Here is a 14,546-nt window from a genome sequence, read left to right on the forward strand (position 1 = left end):
ATCATCCGTACACCGATCTAGATCCATTTGTTTTTAACGATTTGATAGGCTTGTTTCGGTTGACGATAGCTGTTGACAATCCCTTTGTTATTTTGGGTTCCAGCTCTCGTCATGAACCAGTCTTCTTCTGTTACTCGACAATCGGCGAACTGCCAGATGAACATGCCAGATATATAATCTTTTTCCATAAAAACATCCAAATTCGCCTCGATAATCATCGCCTGTCGTTCTTCTGTCCCTTTGACTGCAGTTGGTGACCTGTATCCGTATAAACCATCAGCACCAAACTCACTCATAATCATTGGTTTTCCTTTTCCACCTGACTCATCTGCCCAGTTTCTTGCTTGATCAGCTAACTCACTGGGATCTTCACCTGTATACCATTGTGGATATAAATTAAATGATACAATATCAACCAAATCAAAACATAGTTCAGCTGCTCGATGGTGAGAAGCGAAAGTAAGAGGACGACTTTGATCGAGTGCACGAATTTGTTCGAGCTGCTCCTGATACATGTCGCGCCCTTCTTCGGTATTACTCGCACACTCGTTTAAAATTCCCCAAATAATAATAGATGGATGGTTGTAATGATTTTCTACCATTTCTCGATTTACCTGCTCACACTGCTTACGGAAAAGCGGATGTTGCATTCGCTCTAAGCTTAAACCACGAGCATGGTTTTCCTCCCAAACAAGAAAACCCATCTCATCACATAAATCAAGAAAAAGCTCATCATTTGGGTAGTGGCTTGTGCGGACAGCATTTGCCCCCATATCCTTCATCAGTTCTAAATCTTTCACCATCAAACTTAACGGAAAAGACGCACCGACAATCGCATGATCCTCATGACGATTAAACCCTTTTAAAACAACATTCTCACCATTTACTTGGATCTTTCCATTTTCTGTTGTGACTTCTCGAAATCCAATTCGCTCTATATAATCGTCAACAACCACTTCATCTGCTTTTTTCACTAGTTGAAGTTCTAACTCATATAAATGAGGGGCATCTGCTGACCATGCGGACACATTTAACCCTTCAATCAAATGCGTAAGCTTAATGTACGCTGAATTGTCATGTTGTTTAAGACCAACCTCAAACGATTGATTAGCGATTTTCCCTTCTAAATAATAATCGTCTGGTGTAGCCTCCAATACCTCGATATCAACCTCTAATTCCAAATTCCAAATCTCCCCCACTTTGACAGGGACGCTTTTCACCTGATTCACCATTACACTGTCAATCCATTCGATCGCAACCGGACGTATGATACCACCATACGTATAATAATCATTAGGTATATGTAATGAGGACTGTTCCGTGAAACGGTTGTCGACCATGATCATTAACTCATGCTCGCCTGCTTTCACATTTTTGATTAGATGAGAAAAAGGAGTGTAGGCATTATAATGAGAGGTAACATAATTTCCGTCCAGATAAATCTCTGCCGTATGACTAATCCCTTTACAGACCAGGTGTAAATGAGTGGCGTTCTTTATCATGATCTTTTTACGATAGGCTGCTTTTCCGCGATAATTGGCAAAGGAGGGGTGTGACTCCCAACAACTAGGGACAGGCAATTGATAATCAAAACCCTGCACGTCCTCCACTGTACTATTCTCATCGATAGGCTGAAAATCCCATAGTCCATCTAATTCTTGATATCTTCTTACATGATGGTTTTGAAACAAACGTATCATAACATGACTTCCTTTCGTTCCCCTTGTATGGTTGTAACTTTGTCAAACGTCTTCAAACTAAAATGCATGACTATCAACACGAAACCACTTAAGCCACATACTGGAATAAGTCCCGGTATCGTCTTCATCATCATACAAAACATTGAAACCGTTATCAACAATAACAATGTATTCAAAGGGTGAACAAATAACAACAAAAAAGCATGCTTTAAAATCGAGACAAGTGAAGCTCGAAAATGGATATGCACAGGAATGATGAATAAACAAAGACACACGAATAAAACAAAAACCGTTAAAATGGGAAAATAACTTAACTGTAGCAACGAATGACTGATCACATTAGCAATGGATAAATTAATATATAACAATAAACCAATTAATGTTAATAGCCAACCGACTCCATTACTTTTGAAAAATTCCTTTTTAAAAACGCTATAAAATTTTTTCGTTATTTTAATATCACTTTCACCTGTTAACCATTTTCTCACAATATAAAAAGTAGCAGTCATTGCCGGGAACAACCCGAAAAAAAGCAGACCCAGCAAACTAAAAGTAATTGCTAACATATTTAAATAGACAACTCTTAAAACAAAGTCAGCAAGATAATACACCCGTTCCATTCCTGTCATTTCCAATCCCCTCACTCTCCCTTCTTACTCTTTAACTGAACCTAAAGTGATACCATGAATAAAGTATCTTTGTAAAAATGGATAAACCACTAAAACAGGGATCATCGCTATAAAGATTTTGGCAGCATCAATTGTTCGGTTTGATAACTCACTCATTCGTTTGTATTGATCCTCTGTCATTGTAGAAGGATCGACGGATACCACCAGTTGTTGAATATACGTTTGTAAAGGATAAAACTCTTCTCTTGTCATGAAAATAAGGCCATACAAAAACTCATTCCAATGGTAGACAATACTAAAGAGCGAAACGGTTGCGAGAACCGGAATAGATAACGGAATAAATACTTTCGTTAAAATATACCACGGGCCTGCACCATCTACTAAAGCAGCCTCTTCCAAAGAAGAAGGAAGGTTTCTAAAAAAGTTAATGGTGAGAATAATATTAAAAACAATCGTTTGGGCACCACCAACTAACACTAAAGCCCAAATACTGTTCATTAAACCGTAAGCTTTCACCGTAAGATAAAGAGGGATCAACCCACCATTAAATAACATTGTAAAAATCAACGTCCACATTAACAGATTACGTCCCTTAAAATCTTTAACGGTCTTAGATAACGGATAAGCCATAAGAGGCACAATAATAAAATTAAGCCCGGCACCTAAGATAACACGTTGTATCGATATCCAGAAAGATTTAAAAAATTGACTATCTTGTAATAACTGTTGATAGGAATTAAAGTTAAATTCTACTGGCCATAAGGCAACAGCACCAGCCGCTGCAGCTGTCTTAGAACTTAAAGATAAAGATAACGTATACCATAAAGGTAAAATACAAGTAATTGCAATCGATACTAATATAATAATCAAAACAGCATCCGCTATTTTGGAAGATAATGATTTACTTCTTAACATATGCTATTTCCCCCTCCCTTAAAAGATACGGTAGTTTGTAAATCGATAAGCCAAATAATACGACATACTAATTAAAATAAAACCTGCGACAGATTTTAATACGCCGACAGCAGTCGCCAATTCATACTGCAAATTTAATAAACCTGCCCGATAAACCCATGTATCAATAATATCTCCTGTTGAATAAACAAGAGGATTATACAAGTTAAATATTTGATCAAATCCTGCATTTAGTACATTTCCTAAACTTAATACTGCTAATAAAACGGCTGTAGTTCGAATTCCAGGCAATGTAACATGCCAAAGCATACGGAGTCTCGAAGCACCATCAATACCTGCAGCTTCATATAATGCAGGATTGATTCCAGTTAATGCAGCTAAATATATAATCGTATTAAACCCGAATTCCTTCCACACATCACTTCCTACTACTAAGAAAGGAAAGAGATCTGCTCTTCCGAAAAATAAAATTGGATCAATACCGAAGACTCCAAACAATTGATTAATCGGTCCACCATAAGCAAAAATATCCAGTAATACCCCGCCTAAAATAACCCATGAAAGAAAATGGGGTAAATAAACAATCGTTTGGATCGACCTTTTTAAGCCCATATATCTCACTTCATTCAACATTAAGGCAAAGACGAGAGGGACGATAAGATTTCCAATAATCTTCATAATAGCAATATAGATCGTATTAAAAAACACGTTTACCGTATCACTCAATTCAAACATATACCGGAATGTCTCCAGTCCTACAAACTCCGAGCCAAAAACACCCTCTCCTGGATTGTAGTCTTGAAAAGCAATCATAATACCAAACATCGGTACAATACTAAATAACGTTAGCCAGACGAATCCAGGTATCAGCATCATATAATAATGCTTTGCAAAACCTTTGGATTTCATGGCATACACCCCTTTCCGATCAACTAATTCATTCGTTCAAAACCAAACTTGAACGTAGAGAAGTACCTTTCATTCTGATTAATGCTAAGTGCTAGAATGCGCTTCGGCAATACACTTCATTAAACCGAATGGAAAGAAGCTAATCCACGCAGAGTTACGTTACTGTTTACGGGTATTGCGCACGCTTTTTAGAAAGGCGTCGAAATACTTCGACGCCTTCTTGTGATTTATTGGTTTACAACTTCAACGACTTCTTCCGTAATCTGGTCTCCACCTTGGCTCTCCCAACTTTCCACAAATTGATCAAAGGAATCGAGTGGTTCTGTACCCATAATGATTTTTAAAAATGTTTCTTCTTCTAATTTTTGTAGATTCACCCATCTGTCTTCCATAGTTTTCGTTTGAGAATAGATTAAGCTCATCACACCATTTATTTCAGAATCAACTAAAGGAGCAGTTCCTACCAACGCCGAGTATGCCCTCGTCCACTGTCCTAAATTTGCCTCAGGATCCCAATGTTCTATATCCATATTGTCATATGGTTCTAGCTTCACTTCATGAATTGTGTCCACATCAGATTTCAACAATTTATAGGCAGGCATATCATAGAAATCTTCCGGTTCTTTCGTTCCAGCAAGCACTTCTCGAAGCGCAACCGTTGTAACCTCCATTTCATCTGCTGGTGCATAAACAAGACGTAATGGATAGTAACCTGGACCACCAATACTAGGGTCGAATTCTGATTCGTTCGCTAATAAATTATTTAAGATCTTCATTGCAGCTTCTGGATGTTCATAGTCTTTCCGAACAACTACATATTGAGTTGTTGTGGTACTTAAATGAGGTGTATATTCACCATTGGCATCAAGTGGAAGACCATATGATTGCCAGTTTGCCTCCGGGTTATTCGTGACAGCATCTGTGAGCGGTCCATATGGCATCCAAAACGGACCGAAAAACATACCTGTATTTCCACTGATGACAGATTCACCGGAGTCCTCACGCACACCCATTTCCGGATCAATTAACCCTTCACTGTACATGTCTCGTAATACAGATAAGGCCTCTTTTGTTTCTGGTAAAGTTGATCCATATACCGGCTGCCCATCATCTCCTTCCAACCAATATCCTGGATAAGCGTTTAGCGCAGAAAATATCCCATCAAAACCATATAAATTGTTCGTTGACTCCAAAAAGTTAGCATACAGTTTATTACTGGTATCCGGTCCAGCTAAACCAATCGTATCATCCTGTCCGTTTCCATCAGGATCTTGTTCTACAAAAGCTTTTGCTACTTCTTTAAATTCCTCAATCGTTTTTGGTGGTTCAAGTCCGAGGTTGTCAAGCCAATCTTTTCTAATCCATAAATTATGCACACCATCAGCACTAGCTTGTGAGTTCGGTATTGCCATAATTCGTCCATCAAACATAACATTTTCAAGTGCAATTCCATCTGAACTATCGATAATTTCTTTAATCGCAGGAGATGCATAGTTCTCATACACTTCTGTCATGTCAGCAATTTGATCTGCCTCTACCAGCTGTCTTAGCTCGACTGGACCTACAACCATTGCATCTGGCAAGTCATTACTTGCTATAGCAAGACTTACTTTTTGATCGTAGTTAGAAGGAGATGCAGTAAATGCATGTTCTACTTCAATATTCAAATTTTCCTTTACATGCCTTGTGTATTGGTTATCGAGTGGCGTATCACCATCTTGTAAACTGGTATCGCTAGGATCGACTTCTTGACCGATCGCAATCGTAAGCGTTTCTTCATAAGCACCAAATGGATCGGCCGGCTCAGAAGATGTTTCCGTTTCACTACTTTCCGCATCATCGCCATCATTTGATTCTGAGCCTGCATCATCATCAGAACAAGCGACTAAGACCAACACAAATAATAATAAAAATAAGTACTTCCTTATCATCCTTTTCCCCTCTTCCCTTTGAAATTTATTTTTCAATACAATCATACCAATAATGTAAGCGTATTCAATAAGAGGGTTGTTTCGAAAAAAAGGGGGTAATTGTACTTTCTATATCGTTTCTAGAATCCTTCACCTATGGAAACAACATTTCCCTTACAACATCGAAACATTTGACCCCTTTTTATTTAATTTTCGATATTCACTTGGTAAGAGTCCTGTCGTCTGACGAAAAATTTTACTAAAGTATTTTATATCAGAATAACCAACCTTATCAGAAATAACCCCAATTTTTTCTCGAGTGTACACAAGATAATCCTTCGCTTTATTAATTCTTGCAATCCGAACATATTCATTAAAAGTTTCTCCGACAATATCTTTAAAGCAAGTTGAAAAATAACTTCGACTCATATTGACTTCTTGAGCAACATATTGAGCTGTCAGCGGTGAGGAAAGTTCACGCTCAATTATAGAGATCGCATTTAATATGCATTGGTTTGTCTCCGGAGAATATGCTGGACTAAACACAGTTGTATACATAAATCTTTGAAATTGCTTGAACCAGTTTTCGATATCAGACCAATAGTTCACTTCAAGAGGGGCAGTAACCTCTTCAGGAAGAATATCTCGATACATTCGCATATATTCATTAACCAGCCAGGTTAGCATTTCTTCTAATTGACTAATCTGAAAACGAGTCTCATACAAATCAGATAATAAATCCGCTAATTCCTGTTTATTTGCTATCCAATCCAATGAAATTAACCTTTCTTTCCAAGTCTCGAGTTGTTGCTTCGTACCTTGTAATGGCTTGTGCAGAGAGTGACATGCTTTTATAGCAATTTGCTTATCCTGGCTCACTTCATAAAATAATAACTGCTGATGATAAGGAAGTGCCCATTCCTTCATTTGATTAAAATCCTCTTCCGTTTCTGGATAAATAAGAAGCAATGGACGGATGTCATACTTAGTATCTAGGATTTTCTGAATGATTTCCTCTGGGGTTAGTGTATCGCTCTTTATCAGAATACAACAATCGTTCCATTTACAGATATTTTTTACATCTAGAAACTCTTTGAGTGCCTTTTCAACAGCAGGAATCTTCTCTGATATTAGTGTATAGCCACTAGTCCATGTCACTTCTTCGACAGTTGACATAGTAGATTGCTTTTCTGATTCCTTTTCAATCCTGTGCTGAATACGAACCAAAATATCATCCATGTCATTACCATCTAACTCAATTTTGGCTATATAATCGATTGCTCCTAACCGCATCGCTTCCTGTATATACTCAAAATCCTGATGCAAGGAAAGTACGACGATAAAGATTTCTGGATATTTTTCTTTAACAATCCGAATAAGTTCTATTCCTGACATAATCGGCATTGCTAAATCGGTAATAATCAAGTCCACCTGATGAGCTTCGATAAACTGCAAAGCTTTTTCCCCGTTTTTGGCATCTCCAACTATCTCCATATCAAATTGTTCCCATTGAAAGGAAGAGATGAAACTCTTTCTGACTAACTTGTCATCTTCCACAATTAATACTTTAATCATTTCATATCACCCTTTATATATGGTATTCGCAAACGGACGACCGTTCCTTTATCAACCATGCTATCCATTTCAATCTCTGCATAATTGCCATACGTTCTTTCCATCATTCTCTTAACATAATTTAATCCAATACCCATCCCATTCCTCGTCTGTTTAAAAGATTGATCGTTTAAAATTTCGTTCATTTTCTCTCTCGTCATTCCTCTACCATCATCACGAACTTCGATAACAATCATCTTACCTTCGAGGTTGATTGTTATTTCAATTGTTCCTTCGTCCACTAGTCCATGATATAGCGAATTCTCTACAAGCGGTTGCAGGATAAACCTTGGGATAGGAGCTTGTAAGATCTCTTTCGGTACATTTAGATTCGTCACATATTCAAAATCGTATCGAATTTGCTGCAGCATTAAATACTGCTTCATCGAATCTAACTCTTCTTCAAGTGTTGATAATATCCCTAGTTTTCCCATATTGTAATAGAGCAATTTATTTAAAGAGGTTAATAGACCAGTAAGTTCCTTCTTATTTCCAGAAATAGCCAACCATTTTGCCGTATCTAATGTATTCATTAAAAAATGAGGATTGATTTGATGTTTTAATTTTTCTACTTCTAAGTCAGCACGTTTTCTTTCCTTTTGTTCAATCTCCTGAATCAGACTGACAATTTGCACTCTCATATTCCGAAACCGGTTTATTAAATCAACAAATTCAGGTATTTTGGTATGAACAATTTCCGAATGAAAATTGTTGTTTCCCATTAATTTTATTTCATGACGGAATTCGTTTAAAGGCTTGTAGAGTGTTTTCCATAACAATAAGGAAACAACGAGACTAATAAAAACAAACAGAATCGCAATATAAATCATTAAAATAACCCATTGATTCATTTCTTCGTTATACTCTGATATTGGTATTAATGCTACAATACTCCATCCTTTTTCCGTAGACTCCTCAAACCAGTAAAATCCAGTATTCTTGCCATATCCTTTTTCATTACCGTTGAATGAACTATTAAATGGAAAAGTTTCATTTTCACTATATATGATCTGCCTCGTATCATCTAAAATTATATAATCGGCATGATTCAACACATTGTCTACTTCTAAAAGATCGTTCGTTAAATCAAGGTTCGATTCCAAATAGATATAAATGTCATCAGCATAATTAACATCTAATTTCCTTGCAACAGAGAGTACATACTTATTTTTATACTGTTCCATACTTATGTGAGGACCATATGTGTGCATATTATATCCTTCATCCAATAATGGTTCATGGTCTAAGGAGAATTCATCTTTTACTCCATGATTATAAAAAAGATACTCATCATTTTCTTTTAAATAAAGTAAGGATAAACCGATGCCGGGATTACTAAACTGAATTACATTTAACTCATTTTTGATGTCCTCGTAAACTTTGACTCTATCGTAAGACGGAGACGAGTGTAAATAATCATCCAACTTAAAGGTGAGATTTTCTGAAAAGGCAATTTGCTGTGCAACATAGTTTAAATCTTCTATTGTGTTTTCCATGGACAAGCGGATTTGTTGTAAATTGCTATTGAATGTAGCATGTAATTTATTTGTTAGAATATTCGACATCGATTGATAGGAGAACATAATGGTGAACATGAGAAGTAAAAAAGTACTTAAAGCAAACACTAATGAAATTCTACTTTTCAAGCTTAATTTTTCAAAAAAAGCTACTATTTTACTAAACAAGCGTTTCAAGTTGTGACCCTCCCTTCTCTTTTTGATAGCGATTACATAAAAGCATCATTACAATAGCATCTTTTAAATGTTTATTCAAGACCGATATGATTGATTGAACATTGGAGTTGTACGCTGATGTTCTTTTTATTAAAATGATTACATGAACATATAATCATGCTTTTGTGGAGGATAAAGAATGTACGATACAATTGTAATTGGAGCTGGTCAAGCTGGTCTTGCAATCGGCTACTTCTTAAAAAATGCAAATAAGAACTTCTTACTTATAGATAAAGGAACTGAAGTTGGTGCAAATTGGAAAAATAGATATGACTCTTTAGTTTTATTTACCCCTCGAATTTATAGTTCATTACCTGGTTTACCTCTTAGTGGAGAAAAACATGCTTTTCCTTCTAAAGATGAGATTGCGTCTTATCTAAAAGAATATGTACAAAGATTTAATCTCCCTATTCACTTAAATGAAGAAGTAAAAAAGGTATCTAAGGTAGACAATAGTTTCATCATTAAAACAAACCGAGATGTATACCATGCGAAAAAAGTTATAGTTGCAACAGGTCCTTTTCAAACACCTAATATCCCTTTATTCTCAAAAGAGCTCTCTCCTAGGATCAATCAAATTCACTCATCACAGTATAAGAACCCAAATCAATTGTTAAATGGAAACGTAATAGTAGTAGGTGGAGGCAATAGCGGAGCACAGATTGCTGTTGAACTATCTAAAAAGATGGTGACTTATTTAGCAGTCAGCAAGAATCTAAGTTACTTACCATTAGTAATATGTAATAGAAATATTTTTTGGTGGTTAGATATGTTAGGAATCCTAAAAGCAAGCAATCATTCCTTACTTGGTAGGGCAATTCAAAAAAGGGGAGACCCCGTATTTGGTTTAGAATTAAAACAGGCAATCAATCAAAATAAAGTAAAAGTGAAAACAAGAGTGATTAATGCCAATAAGAACCAATTAGTCTTTGAAGATAACTCAACACTTGAAGTGAATAATATAATATGGGCTACGGGATTTAAGACAGCATTTCCTTGGTTACAAATAGACGGGTTTTTAGATAAAGAAGGAAAAATAATTCATAACAGAGGAGTATCAAACATAGAGGGGTTATATTTTATTGGTTTATCCTGGCAATCTAGGCGTGGATCTGCTTTATTACAAGGTGTAGGATATGATGCAGAATATATTGTGGACAAAATAAGCGAATAATCATTTGGACCTCTTAAATCTTGAAAAAAGCTATTTTAATACAAATAACGAATCAAATGTCCGATTAATACGTATGATTTCTGCAATATTAAACTACAGGGGGCAATAATTAACCAAAAAGATTGTCGATAATTTGTTGGAGAGAGTCTCTTTTCTAATCAAAAAGTGTTAAACTAAATGTTACGGTTAGAAATATTATTTTAATAGTGAGTAGGTGGACAACATGATTGAGATAAAAACATCTTCAATTAGTGATGGAGAATTCAATAGAGGGGTATTTGCAACAAGTGATATCAAAAAAGGAGAGCTTTTTCATGAAGCACCTGTGATTGCTTATCCAAACGAGCAGCATCAATACATTGAGAAAACATTACTCGAGGACTACGCTTTTGAGTATGGTATAAACCATTCTGCTATCCTTCTTGGTTATGGAATGTTATTTAACCATTCTTATGAACCTAATTCAAATTATGAGATTAATTTTGAAAATCACACATTTGACTTCTATGCTTTCACAGATATAAAAGCAGGAGATGAGATTCTAATCAATTATAATGGTGATGTTGATAACAAAGATGCACTGTGGTTTAACCAAGACTAAAACGAATAGAAAAGTACATCAGAAATTCGGCTTCACTAAACGAGCCAATAAAGAAAGGCTTGGCTTATCGCCAAGTCTTTCTTTATAAAGTAGGTGGGCAGCCGGAGTGGTGGCCATACGGTCTATGCATTTCATAATGGCTACTAAAGCAATCGCAGATCAACTTAGCATGTAGTGAAAAGGACCGGCGGGGTTTGCCATTTTTTCTTATGGGGGAGGATTTATTTACAATGAATACAATAATGAAATTTTGGGAATGCATGGAATGTTTCAAACTATAATTTTTTACATTTACACGAAAAATGGCCGTCGACAAATCCATTCCCTTCTATTGAAGTAAGGATTTCACCTTCTCTATATCCGCCTCTATTTTATCTGTTACCTCAAATTCACGATTGTTATGGTATTTGCTAATTTCGTTCACTTTAATTCGCTCATTAACAGTTAACAGCATCTCATATGTTTCCATCGCTATTTTTGCGTATTTATTATTTTCTTGTGACTCTGCTAAATCAACGGAAATTAATATGATCGCCTGATAAATTCTTGTATCAAATGGATCTAGTTCTAATGCACTCCTATAGTGATTCAACGCTTGCTTCTTTTCATTGATTTTTTCCAGTAATACACCAGATTGAAACATCACTTGCGAATTTAAAGGCTCTAATGCTGCCATTTTATATACTGCATTTTTGATGGTAGAATCACTCACTTCCATTTCATTCTGTCGATCTATTAACGTATCGCTTAATTGATACCAGTATTCTGTATTAAATTGATTGTAGCTTGTTGCCTTTACCAGATGCTGTTCTTGTTCTAGTAGATTATCCGTGTCCATTGCTTTTCGATAAGCATTATCTGCTTGCATAAACCGATAGGAAAAGATTAGTGCAAATAAAAGAATGACAGCATACATCCCTAATATATAGAAAGTCAATTTTTTTGGTTCCTTCGGTTCAGAAGATGTTTTTAAACCGATTGCCATTAGCCAGAAAATCAGGAAAACAACAAAACCAAAGGCAAAATTAAAATCAATAAAGCTATGAGCAAAGATTGTACTTAAACTTAATAAAATCGCGATATATATGGACCGATCTTCTGCATAAAGCATATTTTTCCATATTCGGACCATTAAATAAGCTAAGATACTAGTAATGATAAAAAATCCAGGATAACCAACATCTACTATCATTTCTACATATTCGTTATGAATTTTCTTAGCTTGATAAGGTAATTGCTGATAATCACGATAAATGGATTCCCAAGCTTTTCCCCCGTATCCTGTCAATGGGGCATCTGAACTCGCTTCTATTGCGTCTTCTACCATAAGTACTCTTTCTCTAGCAGTCGAACTGTCGCTAATACTAGTCATTCTCTCTTGTAAACTAGCAGGCAATTGTTTGTAAACGACCCCTTGATTATTTATATCTAGCAATAACAGAATTCCAAATAGCACGATGATCGCCGGGAACACAACACGATGGATTTTAAGATTTTTCAACTGTGGATCCAGTATATTCTCTCTGGAAATACACAAAATCATCAAAAAGGATACCAGAGACATGACTACCATGGTGATACCTGTCAGAAGTTGATTACCTGTTTGTAAGATGATAAATACAATTAAACCGCTTAACATCGTAATAACTGAATACATAATGTATCGTAATTGATGATGAAAGGAAAAAAAGCAAACACCAATAATCCAAATAACAGGAAAAACAAGATACATACCTCTTGAATAAGACTCTAAGAAAGTCACGACAAAAGCAGTTAATGGAAATGAGTAAATGAATAAATTTCGCCAATCTTGCTTTTTACCTAGCAGCATAACAAGCCCAAATATATAAAAAGCAACCATAACCATGCCAAACGTATTGGGATATTGAAAGACGCCTGCAAAGCGATCCTTAATAAATGCACCCTGGTAATCTACCATTCCGAATTGATTGAGCAGCATATGATAAGCAATAAGGACACCAGAAAGATAAAAAATATAAGGAGCAAGCAGTCTTATTTTATAGTGTTTATTTACACTCCAATACAACAGATAGAAAAAGCTAATATAAGTTGTCCATCGAAACACCATATCAAACGCACCTACAGGATATTTCGCCTGAACAAGTGAAATGATATAACAGATCGGAATAAACAGGATAAGTGCAAGGTCATTCCAAGCAGTAAAATCCCGAAAGTATAACACCCTTCCCAACAACAGAAACGACAGCAAATAAATCACAATATGTATTAGATAAAAATCCGTATCAAAATACAACCCCCGCTGGAAAGGAGCAACAATAAATAGTATCGAAATTAAAACAAAGAAGAACCACCGCATCATAAACCCCCATCAACTGGATCAGTGGGACACAGGAAATGTCCCATTATTCAAGATAATCATATACACGTTTTCGATAATACTGCTGCAATCTTTTGGTAATTTCGCCTATTCCATTACCGTTCACAGGATTCTCATCTATTTGAATGATCGGCACCACTTCTAAAGGTGTCGCAGATAAAAAGCATTCATCAGCATCCTTTAGTTCCTCTACTGCTATTTCCCTCTCTTTAACTGGAATTCCTAGTTCATTAGCGAACAACAGAATTTTTTTTCTGGTAATACCGCCAAGGATATAATGATTGGTTGGATGAGTATGTATTACTCCGTCTTTAATCATATAAAAATTGGAAGCACCACATTCCCGGACAATACCATCGCGGTGAAAAAGAGGTTCATGATAGCCGTTGCGTTGTGCCTTTGTTCGAGCTAACACATTACCTAGCAAATTCAATGACTTAATATCACAACGAAGCCAGCGAATATCATCCTGCAAGGTAACCTTCACACCGTTCTCCCACATGTCAACTGGCTGATCAAAACGGTCAACCGTCGCATAGAAAATCGCATCTAATTCTTCCAGATAGATATGATCTCTAGGCTGCATTCCTCTTGTTACCTGTAAATAAATTTTACCGTCAATTGTAAATTGATTTTTTTCAATCAGTTGTTTTAATAATTGTTTGATCTTAGGTCGGGAAAATGGAGCGCGAATTGCCAATTGTTCCATCGAATAAAATAAACGATCTAAATGCCAATCCAGAGTATGAAGTTTTCCATCATATATACGAATTACTTCATAGACTCCATCACCAAATTGATAGCCACGGTCTTCAAAAGAAACCATTGCATTTTCCGATTTACGCTCGACTATCTCATTGTTCCATAGCATGTAATCTGTCATTATTAATTCCCCCTTTGTGCTTTCATTTTATCATATGTCTAAGATGAATGGTGTAGCCTTTACTAATTGATGCAAACTACAATTGAAATCACCTCGAATTTTTCTTTATGACAATACTA

At 36.0% G+C, this 14,546-nt stretch carries 11 protein-coding genes; 2 read left to right on the top strand and 9 right to left on the bottom strand.

From position 1 onward, the window contains the following. Positions 1 to 17: 17 nt before the first annotated feature. The 7 genes from GI584_RS18240 to GI584_RS18270 form a co-directional block, all read right to left on the bottom strand. The gene (locus GI584_RS18240; RefSeq protein WP_153792112.1) at positions 18 to 1,700 is read right to left on the bottom strand and encodes a glycoside hydrolase family 2 protein; all 1,683 of its coding nucleotides are present in this window, start codon (positions 1,698 to 1,700) and stop codon (positions 18 to 20) included. Further along, positions 1,697 to 2,329 (bottom strand): YesL family protein, encoded by a 633-nt coding sequence (locus GI584_RS18245; protein ID WP_153792113.1) that lies wholly within the window; start codon positions 2,327 to 2,329, stop codon positions 1,697 to 1,699. Before GI584_RS18245 ends, GI584_RS18240 begins: the two co-directional genes overlap by 4 nt. 24 nt (positions 2,330 to 2,353) lie before the next feature. Next, the gene (locus tag GI584_RS18250; protein ID WP_153792114.1) at positions 2,354 to 3,244 is read right to left on the bottom strand and encodes a carbohydrate ABC transporter permease; all 891 of its coding nucleotides are present in this window, start codon (positions 3,242 to 3,244) and stop codon (positions 2,354 to 2,356) included. Positions 3,245 to 3,262: 18 nt separating this feature from the next. After that, a complete protein-coding gene (locus GI584_RS18255) occupies positions 3,263 to 4,153 on the bottom strand; it encodes an ABC transporter permease (protein WP_100359355.1) in 891 nt (296 codons plus the stop codon). A 227-nt stretch (positions 4,154 to 4,380) separates the two neighbouring features. Continuing rightward, positions 4,381 to 6,084, bottom strand: a complete 1,704-nt coding sequence (locus GI584_RS18260) for an extracellular solute-binding protein (protein ID WP_100359354.1) — start codon at positions 6,082 to 6,084, stop codon at positions 4,381 to 4,383. A 153-nt stretch (positions 6,085 to 6,237) separates the two neighbouring features. Next, complete coding sequence (locus GI584_RS18265) at positions 6,238 to 7,638, bottom strand: response regulator transcription factor (RefSeq protein ID WP_153792115.1); 1,401 nt, start codon at positions 7,636 to 7,638, stop codon at positions 6,238 to 6,240. After that, positions 7,635 to 9,371 (bottom strand): sensor histidine kinase, encoded by a 1,737-nt coding sequence (locus GI584_RS18270; protein ID WP_153792116.1) that lies wholly within the window; start codon positions 9,369 to 9,371, stop codon positions 7,635 to 7,637. Before GI584_RS18270 ends, GI584_RS18265 begins: the two co-directional genes overlap by 4 nt. A gap of 178 nt (positions 9,372 to 9,549) precedes the next feature. Here GI584_RS18270 and GI584_RS18275 point away from each other — a divergent pair, with 178 nt between their 5' ends. Both GI584_RS18275 and GI584_RS18280 read left to right on the top strand, forming a co-directional pair. Then, positions 9,550 to 10,584, top strand: coding sequence for a flavin-containing monooxygenase (locus tag GI584_RS18275; RefSeq protein WP_153792117.1), 1,035 nt, complete (start codon positions 9,550 to 9,552; stop codon positions 10,582 to 10,584). A 223-nt stretch (positions 10,585 to 10,807) separates the two neighbouring features. Further along, positions 10,808 to 11,185, top strand: coding sequence for an SET domain-containing protein (locus GI584_RS18280; RefSeq protein WP_100359351.1), 378 nt, complete (start codon positions 10,808 to 10,810; stop codon positions 11,183 to 11,185). A gap of 328 nt (positions 11,186 to 11,513) precedes the next feature. Here the strand turns inward: GI584_RS18280 and GI584_RS18285 are convergent, their stop codons facing one another. Then, on the bottom strand, positions 11,514 to 13,523 hold the full coding sequence (locus GI584_RS18285; protein WP_194842036.1) for an O-antigen ligase family protein: 2,010 nt from the start codon (positions 13,521 to 13,523) through the stop codon (positions 11,514 to 11,516). Between the two features lie 46 nt (positions 13,524 to 13,569). Next, entirely contained in the window at positions 13,570 to 14,427 is an 858-nt protein-coding gene (gene dat, locus GI584_RS18290; RefSeq protein ID WP_153792119.1) for a D-amino-acid transaminase, read from the bottom strand. Positions 14,428 to 14,546 lie beyond the last annotated feature (119 nt).

It is taken from the genome of Gracilibacillus salitolerans, assembly GCF_009650095.1.
Lineage (GTDB): Bacteria > Bacillota > Bacilli > Bacillales > Amphibacillaceae > Gracilibacillus > Gracilibacillus salitolerans.